Consider the following 15,783-nt stretch of genomic DNA (forward strand, 5'->3'; position numbering starts at 1 on the left):
CGTATTACTCTTCGTCTTTTGTTACAACAGTAATAGCCAGTTCAGTCAATGAATCTGGGTTGGCATGGCTTGGTGCATTCGTCATCAAGCAAGCTGCAGCTGTTGTTTTCGGGAATGCGATGACATCACGAATATTATCCGTTCCTGTTAACAACATAACTAAACGGTCAAGACCAAATGCTAAACCGGCATGTGGTGGTGTTCCATATTTTAGTGCATCTAATAAGAAGCCAAATTTCTCACGTTGATCTTCTTCATTAATACCTAAAATGCTAAATACCGTTTGTTGCATTTCATTACGGTGAATACGAACTGAGCCACCACCCACTTCATAACCATTAATCACCATATCATAAGCATTAGCAACTGCCTCTTCAGGCTTGCTCGCTAACTCTTCTGGCGTGAAATCTTTAGGTGAGGTAAATGGATGGTGCATCGCCGTTAAGCCGCCTTCGCCATCCTCTTCAAACATAGGAAAATCGATGACCCACAGAGGTTGCCAGCTATTTAAATTGGTGATTTCAAAGTCACGGCCGACTTTCAAACGCAATGCGCCCATTGAGTCGGTAACCACATTTTTCGCACCAGCACCAAATAAAATGATGTCACCATCCGTTGCACCAGTACGCTCAATCAGTTGATTAATCACATCTTCACTCAGGAATTTAGCAACTGGACTTTGAATACCTTCGAGGCCTTTAGCACGCTCATTGACTTTCATCCAAGCCAAACCTTTCGCACCATAGATACCCACAAACTGGCCATACTCGTCAATTTGTTTACGTGTCATTACCGCGCCACCAGGCACTTTTAATGCCGCAACACGACCTTTAGGGTCATTTGCTGGGCCAGAGAACACTGCAAACTCAACGTCTTTAACAATATCAGCAACATCTACCAGCTCCATCGGGTTACGTAGGTCTGGTTTGTCTGAACCATAACGGCGCATTGCTTCTGCGAAAGTCATGATTGGGAAGTCGCCTAAATCAACACCTTTTACTTCTAGCCACAAGTTACGGATCATGCGTTCCATGATTTCACGAACTTGTTCCGCGGTCATGAAAGAAGTTTCAACATCTATTTGCGTAAATTCGGGTTGGCGATCTGCTCGTAAATCTTCATCACGGAAGCACTTTACAATTTGATAGTAACGGTCGAAACCAGACATCATCAACAATTGCTTAAATAATTGTGGTGATTGTGGTAATGCGTAGAATTTACCTTTATGAACACGACTTGGAACTAGGTAGTCACGAGCCCCTTCAGGTGTTGCTTTCGTCAGCATTGGGGTTTCTACATCTAAAAACCCTTCTTTATCCATGAAGTTGCGTACAAAACTGGTGATTTTTGCACGAGTACGTAGACGATCAGACATTTCTGGGCGACGTAAGTCTAAATAGCGATATTTTAGGCGACGTTCTTCTGTGTTGGTCTGGTTGCTATCAAGTGGTAACGGCTCTGATTTATTAAAAACATCAAGCTGTTGTGCAAAAATTTCGATTTCACCAGTCGCCATATCTTTATTTTTTTGGCTATCTGGACGCGCGCGTACTGTCCCTGTGATCTGGATACAGAACTCATTACGCAGCTCTGACGCTTTTTCAAATATGTCTTTGCGATCTGGATCGAAGAAAACTTGTACGATACCTTCACGGTCACGCATATCGATAAAAATCAAACCACCTAAGTCGCGACGGCGGTTTACCCATCCACAAAGGGTGACCGTTTGGCCTTCGTGAGCGATGTTTAACTGCCCACAATAATTAGTACGCATACAATATCCTTTTACTCAGCTGTTGTGCTTTTGCTTGCTGCGGGATTTTGGCATTTTGCTGAACCCTTATTTGCGAAACACGGGCTGAAAATTCAGAATGTCAAAAAGGCAGACATTATACCGGAAATTCTATTAGACAAACAGTTACGGATCTAACTTATCGCGTAAACCATTTTGTTTTTAATCATATTTTCATCAATTTTAATCACATTAAGAAATAGTATTAAAATTACGGCGCTGAAAATGTAAACAGCACACTATGATCTGCTCGATTTTAAGGGACTATGAGCACCATGTACATATTGTAAGAAAAGTTTATTTTGCTTGTTTGAAAGAATATTGTGCGAAAATCAGCCTTTTGATTATTTCAGCACCAATCATTTACCCTGATAATTATTTTTAGTGGTAAAGGTGCGGATTTAGGAATCGTTACCTTTTTCGGTTTGCTATACTCCCTATGTGTAGGTGAAACGTCTATTTAATCATCAGCTGCTGCTTAAGGATGCACATGAAAAAATTGTTACTCGGCTCAATCATGTTAACGTTACTTGTAGGATGCCAAACTGTGAAACCCGCAGATACTGATAATACCAAAACATTTTATGTTGATTCTTCCCTTGCCGACTGTGTTGGTGTTGCACCAATGAAATGTATGAAAGTCAAAGAAAACCCAAATGATGATTGGCAATTATTTTATAACTCAATTCAAGGGTTTGATTACCAACCAGGCTTTACTTATATCTTACAAGTTAAGCAATTTGACGTACCAAACCCGCCAGCTGATGCATCTAGTATTCGTTATGAACTAGTAAAAATTGTTGAAAAGAAATAATTTTTATTCATTATTCTCATTATTAAGCCGGTTAATCATCCGCTTAATAGTTTTCTTTATTAAGTGCAACGTTGTTTTTTTCTGCCACATAAGATAGAAGAGTGACTGCATTATGAGTATTAAAATCATTGATAAGCTTGGATTAATCACCTTGTCTCAAGGCAAAGTCGCCATGGTACGTTCCCACAATAAAGACCTGTTTTATATTCCAGGGGGAAAACGAGAGCAAGGTGAAACTGATGAACAAGCTCTATGTCGTGAAATAGAAGAAGAGCTCACGCTGAGCCTTGATGTTAGTTCCATTCGTTATTACGCTGAGTTTGTTGATTTAGCCGATGGCAAACAAGACGGAACGCAAGTACGAGTTCGCTGTTATTTTGCCCGATATGAAGGCGAGCCTATGCCTGCTGCTGAAATCGCAGAACTTGCTTGGTTTGATAGCCGAGACTTAGCTCGGTGCTCTAGTGTCGCTGTTCACGTTTTACAACAATTAAAACAAGATAGTCTAATCAATTAACAACTCAAAAAAGTTAGGATTCCATTTGTCGAATGGCTTTTTAGCCATTACAATTCACTGAATATTGCTAATACCCATTACTATAATTTATATTTTAGGTGTTTTCATAGTTTGATTCATTTTATGGTGGAGTAAAAAATGGTCAGCTCTTTATATGCTGTACTAGGTGCCTTACTGCTGCTTAGATTATCCTTAAATGTTGTAAAGTTGCGTAATCAATACCGTATAGCTTATGGCGATGGCGGGTTTTATGAGTTACAAACCGCAATTCGCGTTCATGGTAATGCGATTGAATATATCCCTATCTCTCTTATTTTGTTACTGCTAATGGAGATGAACGGTGCACAAGTTTGGATGATCCACCTTTGTGGGCTGATTTTAATTGCTGGGCGTTTACTCCACTCTTACGGCTTAAAAAACCATGATTATACTTACCGTCGCTCAGGTATGGTCGCAACCTATCTTTCAATGGCTATGATGGTGATTGCTAATGCTTACTATTTACCTTGGCTACAAATCGTTTCGTTTAATCTTTAATTTTTATCATCGATAACGGCACAAGTTAATGTGCCGCCTCATTCTCTATAGAGCCATTTTCAGTAAGTTACCTTTCTGATACAATCCCCCACTACTTTTGTTTTTGATTAATACAGAACTTATGTCAAGTCAGGACCCAACTCAAAAAGACAGCCTTTTTTCTGCACCTATTGCTAACCTTGGTGATTGGCAGTTCGATGAAAAAGTTGCCGAAGTCTTTCCCGATATGATCCAACGCTCAGTTCCGGGGTATTCAAATATTATTACCATGATTGGTATGCTTGCTGGGCGTTTTGTAAAGCCCAATAGCCAAGTTTATGATTTAGGCTGCTCATTAGGCGCTGCAACCTTATCAATCAGGCGCAATATTACTGTCGAAAATAGTAAAATTATCGCTATTGATAATTCACCGGCTATGGTAGAGCGCTGCCGTCGTCATATTGATGCTTACCGTGCTGATACACCGGTTGAAGTCATTGAAGGTGATATTCGTGATGTGAATATTGAAAATGCATCAATGGTTGTACTCAATTTTACTTTGCAATTTTTAAACCCTGATGACCGTCAGTTATTATTGAATAAAATCTATCAAGGTTTACAGCCCGGTGGCATTTTAGTCCTTTCTGAAAAATTTAATTTTGAAGATCAAGAAATCGGTGAACTATTATTTAACATGCATCATGATTTCAAACGGGCAAATGGCTACAGTGAACTGGAAATTAGCCAAAAGCGCAGCATGTTAGAAAACGTCATGTTGACCGATTCTGTTGACGCACATAAAACACGTCTGAAAAAAGCAGGCTTTACTCACTGTGAAGTTTGGTTCCAGTGCTTCAATTTTGGTTCACTTTTAGCGCTAAAAGAGGTCTTGGCATGATTGATTTTGGCCGTTTCTATCAGCACATTGCGGTGAGCCCTTTAAGCCACTGGCTTGAAACACTGCCTGCACAACTTGCAACGTGGAAAAAGCAAGGCTTACATGGCGGTTTTTCCTCATGGGAAAAAATGCTAGATAACTTGCCTGTCATGACGCCCACAAACTTGGATTTACTCAATAGCGTGACGGCAACCCGAGATCCTGAGTTAACATCTGGTGAAACCCGACGTTTAAATAATATCCTTGAACAACTCATGCCTTGGCGTAAAGGCCCTTTTTCTCTCTATGGCGTCAACATTGATACTGAATGGCGTTCTGATTGGAAATGGGATCGCGTTTTACCCCATATTTCGTCGTTAAAAGACCGCTATGTATTAGATGTAGGTTGTGGTAGCGGGTACCATATGTGGCGCATGTTAGGGCAAGACGCAAAATTTGTTGTCGGCATTGATCCCACAGAACTGTTTTTATGCCAATTCGAGGCAGTCAGAAAATTACTGGGGGATGATCAACGAGCTCACTTATTACCTCTCGGAATAGAACAACTACCCGCACTTAATGCATTTGATACGGTATTTTCAATGGGGGTGTTATATCACCGCCGTTCACCACTCGATCATTTATACCAACTTAAAAATCAGCTTGTTAATGAAGGTGAACTGGTTCTTGAAAGTCTGGTTATTGAAGGCAATGAGTTTCAATGCCTTATTCCTGGCGACCGTTATGCACAAATGCGCAATGTTTATTTCATTCCCTCTGCAAAAATGCTCAAAGTATGGTTAGAAAAATGTGGTTTTGTGGATGTGCGCATTGTTGACCAAGAAGTGACGTCTTTGCAAGAGCAGCGGCGCACACAATGGATGAGAACGGATTCATTAGCTGAATTTTTAGACCCTAATGACCAAACGAAAACCATCGAAGGTTACCCTGCACCGCTACGTGCTATTTTAGTGGCACGTAAACCTTAAAATAACAAAACGCCTATGTCAGTTCATTTTACCCATAGGCGTTTATTATATCTGATAATCAAGGGATTACATTGTAATCTGCCATAGGTTATAGAAGGCTACTCGGCCTGATAACTCCGCTAAAATAACCGCTATCGCACAAATACTCAGTACTGCCGTTGAATTTCGTCCACGGTATAATAGTGCTGGAAAAACAAATAACATTAATGCGAGGACAACCAGTTGGAACCCCCAAAAACCCGCTTGTTCTGCGCTAATCTCTGGACCTGTTTCACCCAAAAATGACACGTAAGCCGCTCTCGTGGCAAATATAATGACGGCACCAATCAGAAAAGCCAAAGCCCCTAACCGCTGAGCGCCTAATAGAATGGCTAATGCCCCTCCACCGACTAACAACGTCATCCACATTTGTAAGGTGGTGAAGACAGTGAACCAATTAGCAATCGTGGCAATATTATAGATTTGAGGGATTGACCATACAAATGCCAAACCAAAAATAACCGTGCCGATATTACATAATTCACTAAGCGCTTTATTTTTAATGAATAAAGTGAAGAGTAAAGTTGCAGCCCCGAAAGCGACAAAAATGCCACTGAGCAATGCTTCATTACTCATCGGTGAGCGGCCTACACCTAACAACATGTTAAAGAAACGCAAAGGTTGTCCTACATGCAGCCCCCCAATAGCCAGAGCAATTATCATGATAATAAAACCCACAATATTTGCTTTACGCAATTGGTTTTCGTCAATCATGCCTATTTTTTTACTCATATAAGCAAGTAAATACAAACCCGCAGCAGATTGCCCAAATACCGTGAAGAAAACGAGTGGAAGTTCGTGCATGTTATACCTCTGCTGGGTTTTGTAATTTACCGCTCTTATCACCATAAGGCTTCGCATCTTTATGCGGCTTAATCACAATGTTAGGGTTCGTAAGTTGAGGATTAGGCATAGGTGCAATGCCATTAATGTTGCCATGGTGTTTACGTAACACCGTGATGTCATCAAAATCTAACGCACGTTGTGGGCACGACTCAACACATACAGGCTTCATGCCTTTTTCAACACGCTCATAACAGCCATCACATTTACTCATCAACTGTTTCTTTTCATCAAACTGTGGTGCACCATAAGGGCAGCGCAGTTCACAGTAGCGACATCCAACACAAACTGTTTGGTCGACGACCACTAAACCATCTTGTTCGCGTTTGTGCATTGCCCCTGTGGGGCACCCTTCAACACATGTTGGATTAGAGCAGTGGTTACAAGAAATTGATAGATAATAGTTATAGACATTCTGCTGCCATATCCCATCTTGCTGTTGCCAACTCCCCCCACCGAACTCATAAACGCGGCGGAATTTAGGGCCTAAATCCAGATCTTTTTCATCCTTACAACTGACCTGACAAGTTTTACACCCCGTGCATTTCGTTGAATCGAAATAAAAGCCATACTGTTTCATCAATCTCTCCTTATGCACGTTTCACGTCAACCAAGTTGGTGTGTTGTGGGTTACCTTTTACTAAGGCAGATGGTTGTTGTGTCGTTAACGTGTTGATGCATCCTCCGATGTCTACACCCTCATCATTAACCTCACGCCATGCACCTTGAGGGACGGCGATCACCCCAGGCAAAACACGTTCAGTGACCTTAGCCTTGATATGTATCCGCCCTCGCTCATTAAATATTTCGGTCATATCACCATCTTGAATACCTCTAGCTGATGCATCTATTGGGTTAATCCAATACTGATGAGGCACCGCTTCACGTAGTACAGCAATATTGAAATAAGATGAGTGCGCATGACCTTTATCATGATAACCTGTCATTTGTAGTGGGTATTTCTGTTTGGCCTGCTTATTTTCGACGCCTTCAGTATTGATACAATACTCCGGTACCGCAGGGATACGTTGGTCTGCAGGGTAGTCCCATTCTTTGGCGATTTTAGCTAACCTTTCAGAATAGATTTCAATTTTACCGGAAGGTGTTGGCAATGGCGCCGTTTCTGGGGAGTCTCGGAAGCTTTTCAGCGCAATATAATCGGCACTATTGGCTAATTTTCTGTCCACAATTCCCATATCATTTGTTTCTTCGAATGTTGGCAAATGTGGATTTTTCTCGCGCATTTGGTTATAGCAATGCTCAATCCATTGCTCATGAGTACGCCCTTCCGTGAATTGTTCTTTAATACCTAATTTCTCAGCAATATCCGCCAAAACATCATATGACTGGCGACACTCCCATAACGGGGTGATTGTATTTTGTAAGCGGATAGCATAGTGATATGCACCACTTGCATAGGAGTTATTAATCAAGTCATTCGACTCAACACTGGAGACATCAGGTAAAATCAAATCTGCATATTTTGCCGATGGGGTCATATGTATATCCCAAACAAGGATAAATTCACATAGCGATTCATCAACTAAAATATCGTGAGTTTTATTTAAGTCAGAGTGTTGATTACCGGTGACATTACTCGCATAATGCCATAGGAATTTCACATTTGTTTCAAGGCGGTCTTTACCAATCAACGTGGAATTCGTTGATGTCATGTCAGTACCTCGAACAATGGCATCTGTCCACATAAAACAAGGGATCTTGGTTTTTACTGGATTTGGAATAGCAAAACCAGGGACAGAATACGCTACGTTACCTCCCCAGCCCCCTGCATTCGTTCCTGAGCGACCAATGTGGCCCGTCACAATCGGCAGCATCATCACTGCGCGAGCCGCTTGTTCCCCTGAAGCGGTTCTTTGTAACCCCCAACCTTGCGAGATCCACGCAGCCTTCGCATTCCCTAACTCTCGGGCAAGCTGAATAATACGCGTAGGGGAAACCCCTGTAATTTTACTCGCCCACTCAGGGGTTTTTTCTATACCATCCTCACCTAAACCCAAAATGTAGTCTTTGTATGACCCATTTTGTGGCGCAGACTCAGGTAGTGTTTGCGCATCCCAGCCAACACAGTATTTTGCTAAGAATACTTCATCTGTTAGTTGCTCTTTAATTAAGGTATGAATGATTGCAGCAACCAAGGCACCGTCGGTTCCCGGATAAATAGGAATCCACTCAGCCCCCAGCGTTGTGACACTATCAGTGCGGCGAGGGTCAATGATAATCACTTTTGCTTTACTTTTTTCGAGCGCTTTGAGTGTTTCATAAAACTGTCCGCCACCCGACATACGCGTCTCTGCAATATTATGACCGAACATCACTACTAAATCGCTGTTAGCTATTTCTGACAATAAAGAGTCGTCTAATTGTCCATAAACATACGGGATAACCCCATTGATTTGGGCCGTTGAGTAAGTTCCATGTTGGTCAAGAAAGCCACCTAACTGGTTTAATAAACGTTTACACGCATTACGTCCTTGTAAATTTGCCCCTGTCGAACCTGAACCATATTGATAGTAAATGGCTTCATTACCATAGGTATCAATGGTTGAACGTAACTTTTGCGCCACAATCGTTGTCGCTTCATCCCAAGAAATTCGTTTGAATTTACCTTCTCCACGTTTACCTGTACGTAATAAAGGATATTTTAATCGATCAGGATTATAGGTTTTCCAACGAACAGAGCGTCCTCTTAAGCATGGTCGTATCTGGTGTAAGCCAAATTGGGAGTCGTCATACATAGTTTCGTTGGAAATACGAGTGATCACATCATCTTTGACATGCACTTTTAACGGACACCGGCTACCACAGTTAACTAAGCATGCGCTGTATTTGATTTTTTCATTGGCTTCATCTGGTTGAATTTTTACAAAAGGTGTTGCTTGAACTGAAAAAGGTAAGGAAATGGAGCTGGCGATTGCCGTTGTGGTTGCCACTGAAGCTGAAGCTTGAATAAACTTCCGTCGACTCAGTGCTGTTTGACTCATTTGCTTTATCATTACATTGCTACCTTTTAATTATTATAAATTGAATTACATAGTATTTTTATAGTAATCAGATAGTAGGCACATAAATGATATGGTTATTTGATGTACATCAACAGAACCAATAATTGAATTATTAATGGTAAATTTACGATATTATTTATCAATGAAAGTGATATTGCCCTTATGATTAACCAGAGTGGTTTGAGAAAACAATAAGGAAAACCAATTGATTGATTTTCCTTATCTTATAAAAAGTATGTTTAAATATGATCTTAGTAATTGGCTAAACAGAGACTTTTTCAGTAATAGAAATAAAGTCTTTCATCGCTTCAACTGTCAGCCCATCTACACAATAGTGAGTAAACTCATCCGTTTCGCTATTGGACGCCATAGTGACGCCGACTTTACGATAATTCATTGTTGAAGGAACCGTTTTCCCTGCTGAACTATGCACCTCAGATAAGCCTATATCCATGAATTTACTTAAATTAGCTAAACGAACACCAGCTCCCGCCATAATTTTAGGGCCGTTTATTTGGCAACTTTTTTCGTGTAACTCTTTCAGAAGTGGTAACCCCAGCTCTGCATTTTGTTGCTGACCAGAGGTCAAAATACGCGCCACACCAAGTTCATTTAATTGCTCTAATGCAAGTAATGGGTTAATGCACATATCAAATGCACGGTGGAATGTAATATTCATTCCCTGAGCAATATCCATTAAGGTATGCATTCGGTTGATATCAATACGCCCTTCACTGTCCAAAATTCCAACTACTGCGCCAGGAAAACCCATTTCCTTAATCATGATTAAGTCTTCACGGATCACATCAAACTCACTAACGTTATAGCAAAAATCGCCTCCACGGGGACGGATAATAGGATGTACTGGAATATGCAGTTTTTCTCTGGCTAATTTCAGATAGCCATAACTTGGTGTTAGCCCACCATCAGCCGCCCCTGAACATAATTCGATGCGATCTGCACCATATTCTTGAGCCACTTGGGCACATTCTATTCCAAAACAGCAAATTTCCAGTTTTGCCATAATCATCTCCAAATATGCTAATACTGCTAATTCTTTAGCGACCCAAGAACAATAATTGGGACATAATGTTGAATACTAATAATTCACGTAATAATGCCATTTAATAAAAAATGTTATCGGATGGATATCACACCCCGAAAAGTTAACGATGACTATTATTCGATAACGTTAATTACATCACTTATTTTTTCACTTCCAATTATCTTTTTTAGCGAAAATGGATGGTATTTAACTGTCACTTCACCATTTGACACTGCTAATGTCGGATTTGGCAATCTTTCTTGCTGACCTTGCGGTTGACTTATTTTAAGTTTATACCCTTTAGGCAGAGGCTCAGGTAAAAGATTTTGTGCCGTGATGGCTAATTGTTCTGGTGCAACATCAATGACCATTTCAATGTGTTCCCAGCTTTCTTTAGGGTACGTTTTATCTTTTGGATACGGCAGTTCAATAATGAAAACATCCTGACCTGCTATATCAATAGGTTGTGATAACTCATAAAGACGGATCGGCCGACCATTAATTATATTATCCGAAATTAACTGCGTACATTGCATCAACCCTTGGTGCCACCGCTCTGCGGTTTCTATATGGTGACAACGTACAGAAATATGGTCAATGGGATACAACGACAAAGATAATCCCAATTCCTGAGCCATGAACTGTAGCTTGCTCACGAATACAGGTAAGTCTTCCCATAAATCTTGTAATTGCGAAATTTTATTCAATTGCATGGCAATAAAAGCCTCTTTCCTGAAACTTATCTTTTAAACATTGACGCAGACTGTAGCATGAGAGACCTAAAATGTGGTATAAAACCTGTCGGTTTTTCTCTTCCACCTTTTAGTTCTGCGCATGTGATGGCACATTGCGGTAACTATGTTCGTAATTTAAGGTAATTCGGTGAATATTCAGGCGATTCTTTCAGATAAAATTAGTGCTGCGATGTTAGCAGCGGGTGCTCCAGAAGGCAGTGATGCACTTGTGCGTCAGTCCGCTAAAGCTCAGTTTGGTGACTATCAAGCAAACGGGGTAATGGGCGCTGCTAAAAAAATGGGAATGGCTCCGAGACAACTTGCTGAGCAAATTGTTAATCACCTAAATTTAAACGGCATCGCAAATAAAGTGGAAATTGCAGGCCCTGGGTTTATCAATATATTCCTTGAGCCAACGTGGGTTGAAAAACACATAGAAGAGGCATTGACATCTCAACGTTTAGGCCTAGCGCCTGTTAAAGCTGAAACGATTGTTATTGATTATTCAGCACCAAACGTTGCTAAACAAATGCACGTGGGTCATCTACGTTCAACCATTATTGGTGATGCAGCAGCACGTACCCAAGAGTTTCTTGGTCATAAAGTCATTCGTGCTAATCATGTAGGTGACTGGGGTACACAATTCGGTATGCTGATAGCTTACCTTGAGAAAGTGCAGAACGAAGATGCCAGCGATATGGCTCTTGCCGATCTCGAAGAATTCTACCGCGAAGCGAAAAAACATTACGATGAAGATGAAGAGTTTGCCGTACGCGCTCGTGGCTATGTTGTAAAACTGCAATCTGGTGACTCCTATTGCCGTGAAATGTGGCGTAAATTGGTGGATATCACCATGCAGCAAAATCAAGAGACTTATCGCCGCTTAAATGTGACGTTAACCGAAGACGACGTCATGGGTGAAAGCTTATATAACAGCATGCTACCGGGTATTGTTGCGGATTTAAAAAACAAAGGTCTTGCGGTTGAAAGCGAAGGCGCAACTGTTGTCTTCCTTGATGAATTCAAAAATAAAGAAGGCGAACCAATGGGCGTTATCGTCCAGAAGAAAGACGGTGGTTTCCTTTATACAACGACGGATATTGCCTGTGCAAAATACCGTTATGAAACCTTACATGCAGACCGAGCTCTTTATTATATTGATTCACGTCAACATCAACATCTAATGCAAGCGTGGACTATTGTCCGTAAAGCAGGCTATATCCCTGAGTCTATGGCACTTGAGCACCATATGTTCGGCATGATGTTAGGCAAAGATGGAAAACCATTTAAAACTCGTGCAGGAGGTACTGTTCGCTTATCCGACCTGCTTGATGAAGCGATTGAACGTGCACAAACGCTGATCCGCGAGAAAAACCCTGATATGCCAGAAGACGAACTGCGCAATGTAGCAAACGTCGTCGGTATTGGTGCGGTTAAATATGCAGACCTATCAAAAAATAGAACTACTGACTATATTTTTGATTGGGACAACATGTTAGCGTTCGAAGGAAATACTGCCCCTTATATGCAATATGCTTATACTCGAGTGGCCTCTGTTTTCAAAAAAGCCAACTTGACCCATGCTGACCTGACATTACCTGTTTCGCTGCAAGACCCACGTGAAATTGCACTAGCGACGCGTTTATTGCAATTTGAAGAAACTATTCTGACAGTAGCTCGTGACGGAACACCGCATGTGATGTGTGCCTACTTATATGAACTTGCTGGATTATTTTCAAGTTTTTACGAGCACTGCCCTATTTTGTCTGCCGAAAGTGAAGAGCAACGCCAAAGCCGCCTGAAACTTGCAGCATTAACACAAAAGACGCTGAAAACAGGTTTAGATACCCTAGGTATCGAAACCGTCGAAAGAATGTAATTTCTCATTCTTTTGCTACATTAACAGCTCACTTCGGTGGGCTGTTTTTCTTTACGTTTATCGGACAACCACTGTGTTAGTTTTTGGAGTTCATTACTATTTTCATTGGCACAATTACGTAACACTAAGTTCCATTTACAAAGTGTTTTTGCTTGTTCATAGAGCTCAGGATATTGATTTAACCGATTATTATCTTTCAACCATTTTGCAACACAGGCCCAATCCCAAAGGGGAGATGCACCTTTTAAACGCTGTACTGGGCAAGGAAAACCGCCATCACCTCGTGCTCCATCCTTTAATAATGCGATAGCTTGACGTGTTAACCCGGTTAATTCTGCAATATCACTCAACCCCACTAATGCACTATCTATAGACTCCACTTTCGCCCCAACAGATGCCCTTTCAATATCTGTAATTGCAGATTTAATGGCTAAATCCAATGTAGGACCTTCCCTATCAAACTCTAGATAAACGGATTTTCCATAAAAGCAAATTAGCGCATCATCACAGCCCGCAGTGTATAATGCATCTTCAATTCCTGTTGTTTCAGACGTCCCCCCCGAAAGTGTGAGTATAAAATTAAACAGTGCCATACTTGCTCCTTGTTTTATATTTCCATATAAAGCGGCCGAAACCGCTTTTGTTATCAAGAAAGTGCGATACAGCAATTAACCTTTCTTATAATTTGCTTGGCATGTACTTCCATCACTCGAGGAGTAGATTAAACACTCATCATATGGGTTTGGTGCTCATCTGCTGCCTGACCACAGCGTAACTTACAAAAAGTATGTGATGAACTTCCTGCACTAACCCACTCCCAGCCCTGTTCTAACGCATATTCAATGGCTGCTTGAATATGCTTATTCGGATGCTTCTTCATTGACCTCCGACTCACACAACATAGTCAATCCGTTGACAGTGGTCAACGATTTAGATACTCAAAAAATGAAATATCCTCAAACACTTTATTTACCTCAATAAAGCCCTATTACTTTACTGTAAAACGAGTTAAAAATATTATTTTTTATAATGAAAACAATTGATTGAAGTTAAATTCATTAATTAAATAATCATATAAACATTAATGAAATTAGGGCAGAAATTAGTAGAAGAAAGAAATAAAAAAGCCCAATAATCATTGAGCTTTTTAGCATTGGCGGGTAAAAACACCTAGGCAATACTGTGTTTTATAAAATCACGTGGACGGAAGCCTAATGCAAATAAGGCGACAAAATAACTGCTCGCCCCAATGACCACAACAGCAATCAAACGTAACATACGCATTAGCATGTTTCCTTCTTGCCATGAAGGCATAAAATGTAATACAGCAAATAGTACTCCTCCCATAACCGCTAAAGCGATCAGCAGCTTAAACAAGAAACCTTTCCACCCCGCTAAAGGTTGGAAAATTTCTTGTTTACGCAATTGCCAATACAATACCCCTGCATTAAAACAGGCCGCTAAACCGATTGATAATGCCAAGCCTGCATGTTGAAGTGGTCCAATAAATGCGAGGTTCATTAACTGGGTTAATATTAAAGTCACAATGGCAATTTTTACAGGCGTACGGATATCTTGGCGCGAATAAAAACCTGGAGCCAAAATTTTAATTAAGATCATCCCTGTTAAACCCACGCAGTAAGAAATTAAAGCATATTGAGTCATTAGGGAGTCATGGGCGGTGAAATTACCATACTGGAATAAAGAAACAGTGAGCGCTTCTGATAAGATCGCCAATCCAAGCGCACAAGGTAAAGCAAGCAATAAGCAAAGACGTAGCCCCCAATCCATTAGCTGGCGATACTCATTATGATTACCACTCGTGAAACTTTTCGCTAAAGAAGGCAGCAAGATAGTCCCTAAAGCCACTCCGAGTACCCCTGATGGCAACTCCATCAGTCGGTCCGCATAGTACATCCAAGAAACAGACCCAGATTGTAAAAATGAAGCAAAAATCGTATTAATAATTAACGAAATCTGTGCAACAGAAACCCCAATAATGGCAGGTCCCATCATTTTCATTACACGCCAAACACCACTATTTCGAAAAGAAAGACGCGGTAAGACCAACATACCGACCTTTTTTAGATGAGGCAACTGATAGACTAGCTGTAAAACACCACCGACTAACACTGCCCATGCAAGGGACATGATTGGAGGATCAAAATAAGGAGCTGCGAAAGCCGCAAAAATGATCATACTGACATTGAGTAAGGTTGGAGCAAAGGCTGGAACTGAGAAGCGATTCCAAGTATTGAGGATTGCACCCACTAGCGAGGCCAGTGAAATTAAAAATATATAGGGGAATGTCACTCGCAATAAATTTGTTGTTAGTGCAAATTTATCTGCATCATCAGTGAACCCAGGGGCTGTCACATAGATAATCCAAGGTGCAGCGAGCATACCAGCCACTGTGACTATCGCCAATACAAGCGTTAGCATACCCGCAATGTAGGCAACAAACGTGCGAGTCGCTTCCTCTCCTTGTTGGTTTTTATACTCTGCGAGTATTGGGACAAATGCTTGAGAAAATGCGCCCTCAGCGAAGATGCGCCGTAATAAATTAGGTAATTTAAACGCAACAAAAAAGGCATCAGCTGCTGCCCCCGCGCCAAAAACGCGAGCAATAATGGCATCACGAATAAACCCAAGGACACGAGACATCATAGTCATTGAGCTTACTGCTGCCAGCGATTTTAATAAATTCATGATTGA

14 protein-coding genes and 1 pseudogene are annotated in these 15,783 nt (G+C 41.0%); 6 read left to right on the top strand and 9 right to left on the bottom strand.

Annotated elements, in window-relative coordinates; genetic code table 11:
* Positions 1–4 precede the first annotated feature (4 nt).
* Positions 5–1,774, bottom strand: a complete 1,770-nt coding sequence (gene aspS, locus ACLPIE_RS05180) for an aspartate--tRNA ligase (protein ID WP_430260301.1) — start codon at positions 1,772–1,774, stop codon at positions 5–7.
* Positions 1,775–2,282: 508 nt separating this feature from the next.
* Here aspS and ACLPIE_RS05185 point away from each other — a divergent pair.
* From ACLPIE_RS05185 to cmoB, 5 genes are all read left to right on the top strand, one after another.
* The gene (locus tag ACLPIE_RS05185) at positions 2,283–2,606 is read left to right on the top strand and encodes a DUF4377 domain-containing protein (RefSeq protein WP_430260303.1); all 324 of its coding nucleotides are present in this window, start codon (positions 2,283–2,285) and stop codon (positions 2,604–2,606) included.
* Between the two features lie 112 nt (positions 2,607–2,718).
* On the top strand, positions 2,719–3,123 hold the full coding sequence (locus tag ACLPIE_RS05190) for an NUDIX hydrolase (protein WP_430260305.1): 405 nt from the start codon (positions 2,719–2,721) through the stop codon (positions 3,121–3,123).
* A gap of 138 nt (positions 3,124–3,261) precedes the next feature.
* Positions 3,262–3,660 carry an MAPEG family protein gene (locus ACLPIE_RS05195; RefSeq protein WP_430260307.1) on the top strand — a complete coding sequence of 133 codons (399 nt, stop codon included), beginning with the start codon at positions 3,262–3,264 and terminating at the stop codon, positions 3,658–3,660.
* A 121-nt stretch (positions 3,661–3,781) separates the two neighbouring features.
* A complete protein-coding gene (gene cmoA / locus ACLPIE_RS05200; RefSeq protein WP_430260309.1) occupies positions 3,782–4,537 on the top strand; it encodes a carboxy-S-adenosyl-L-methionine synthase CmoA in 756 nt (251 codons plus the stop codon).
* Positions 4,534–5,505 carry a tRNA 5-methoxyuridine(34)/uridine 5-oxyacetic acid(34) synthase CmoB gene (cmoB, locus tag ACLPIE_RS05205; protein ID WP_430260311.1) on the top strand — a complete coding sequence of 324 codons (972 nt, stop codon included), beginning with the start codon at positions 4,534–4,536 and terminating at the stop codon, positions 5,503–5,505. The genes cmoA and cmoB overlap by 4 nt, the downstream gene beginning before the upstream one ends.
* 66 nt (positions 5,506–5,571) lie before the next feature.
* Here cmoB and ACLPIE_RS05210 read toward each other — a convergent pair whose 3' ends face one another.
* The 5 genes from ACLPIE_RS05210 to ACLPIE_RS05230 all read right to left on the bottom strand — a co-directional run bounded on the left by ACLPIE_RS05210 (position 5,572) and on the right by ACLPIE_RS05230 (position 11,168).
* Entirely contained in the window at positions 5,572–6,348 is a 777-nt protein-coding gene (locus ACLPIE_RS05210; protein WP_430260313.1) for a dimethyl sulfoxide reductase anchor subunit family protein, read from the bottom strand.
* A gap of 1 nt (position 6,349) precedes the next feature.
* Positions 6,350–6,967, bottom strand: coding sequence for a DMSO/selenate family reductase complex B subunit (locus tag ACLPIE_RS05215; protein WP_430260315.1), 618 nt, complete (start codon positions 6,965–6,967; stop codon positions 6,350–6,352).
* 10 nt (positions 6,968–6,977) lie between these two features.
* Complete coding sequence (locus ACLPIE_RS05220) at positions 6,978–9,401, bottom strand: DMSO/selenate family reductase complex A subunit (protein ID WP_430260317.1); 2,424 nt, start codon at positions 9,399–9,401, stop codon at positions 6,978–6,980.
* Between the two features lie 271 nt (positions 9,402–9,672).
* On the bottom strand, positions 9,673–10,434 hold the full coding sequence (gene cutC / locus ACLPIE_RS05225) for a copper homeostasis protein CutC (RefSeq protein ID WP_430260319.1): 762 nt from the start codon (positions 10,432–10,434) through the stop codon (positions 9,673–9,675).
* Positions 10,435–10,589: 155 nt separating this feature from the next.
* Positions 10,590–11,168 carry a VOC family protein gene (locus ACLPIE_RS05230; protein WP_430260321.1) on the bottom strand — a complete coding sequence of 193 codons (579 nt, stop codon included), beginning with the start codon at positions 11,166–11,168 and terminating at the stop codon, positions 10,590–10,592.
* A gap of 169 nt (positions 11,169–11,337) precedes the next feature.
* Between ACLPIE_RS05230 and argS the strand changes: the two genes are divergently transcribed.
* Positions 11,338–13,068: an arginine--tRNA ligase gene (argS, locus tag ACLPIE_RS05235; RefSeq protein WP_430260323.1), complete on the top strand. Its 1,731-nt coding sequence runs from the start codon at positions 11,338–11,340 to the stop codon at positions 13,066–13,068.
* Between the two features lie 20 nt (positions 13,069–13,088).
* On the opposite strand, the gene ACLPIE_RS05240 is transcribed toward argS, so the two are convergent.
* The 3 genes and pseudogenes from ACLPIE_RS05240 to murJ form a co-directional block, all read right to left on the bottom strand.
* On the bottom strand, positions 13,089–13,661 hold the full coding sequence (locus tag ACLPIE_RS05240) for a DNA-binding protein (protein ID WP_430260325.1): 573 nt from the start codon (positions 13,659–13,661) through the stop codon (positions 13,089–13,091).
* Positions 13,662–13,714: 53 nt separating this feature from the next.
* A pseudogene (locus ACLPIE_RS05245) lies at positions 13,715–13,948 on the bottom strand (hypothetical protein).
* A gap of 290 nt (positions 13,949–14,238) precedes the next feature.
* A complete protein-coding gene (gene murJ / locus ACLPIE_RS05250) occupies positions 14,239–15,777 on the bottom strand; it encodes a murein biosynthesis integral membrane protein MurJ (RefSeq protein ID WP_430260327.1) in 1,539 nt (512 codons plus the stop codon).
* Positions 15,778–15,783 lie beyond the last annotated feature (6 nt).

Origin of the sequence: Providencia sp. Me31A (genome assembly GCF_050487165.1) — a bacterium.
GTDB lineage: Bacteria > Pseudomonadota > Gammaproteobacteria > Enterobacterales > Enterobacteriaceae > Providencia.

Bases quoted from the DNA above. Each gene is read 5' to 3' on its own strand.
- ACLPIE_RS05190 (WP_430260305.1), top strand. From the start codon at position 2,719: ATGAGTATTAAAATCATTGATAAGCTTGGATTAATCACCTTGTCTCAA.
- ACLPIE_RS05195 (WP_430260307.1), top strand. From the start codon at position 3,262: ATGGTCAGCTCTTTATATGCTGTACTAGGTGCCTTACTGCTGCTTAGA.
- ACLPIE_RS05230 (WP_430260321.1), bottom strand. From the start codon at position 11,168: ATGCAATTGAATAAAATTTCGCAATTACAAGATTTATGGGAAGACTTA.
- ACLPIE_RS05210 (WP_430260313.1), bottom strand. From the start codon at position 6,348: ATGCACGAACTTCCACTCGTTTTCTTCACGGTATTTGGGCAATCTGCT.
- ACLPIE_RS05215 (WP_430260315.1), bottom strand. From the start codon at position 6,967: ATGAAACAGTATGGCTTTTATTTCGATTCAACGAAATGCACGGGGTGT.
- ACLPIE_RS05220 (WP_430260317.1), bottom strand. From the start codon at position 9,401: ATGATAAAGCAAATGAGTCAAACAGCACTGAGTCGACGGAAGTTTATT.
- cmoB (WP_430260311.1), top strand. From the start codon at position 4,534: ATGATTGATTTTGGCCGTTTCTATCAGCACATTGCGGTGAGCCCTTTA.
- ACLPIE_RS05240 (WP_430260325.1), bottom strand. From the start codon at position 13,661: ATGGCACTGTTTAATTTTATACTCACACTTTCGGGGGGGACGTCTGAA.
- murJ (WP_430260327.1), bottom strand. From the start codon at position 15,777: ATGAATTTATTAAAATCGCTGGCAGCAGTAAGCTCAATGACTATGATG.
- aspS (WP_430260301.1), bottom strand. From the start codon at position 1,774: ATGCGTACTAATTATTGTGGGCAGTTAAACATCGCTCACGAAGGCCAA.
- cmoA (WP_430260309.1), top strand. From the start codon at position 3,782: ATGTCAAGTCAGGACCCAACTCAAAAAGACAGCCTTTTTTCTGCACCT.
- cutC (WP_430260319.1), bottom strand. From the start codon at position 10,434: ATGGCAAAACTGGAAATTTGCTGTTTTGGAATAGAATGTGCCCAAGTG.
- ACLPIE_RS05185 (WP_430260303.1), top strand. From the start codon at position 2,283: ATGAAAAAATTGTTACTCGGCTCAATCATGTTAACGTTACTTGTAGGA.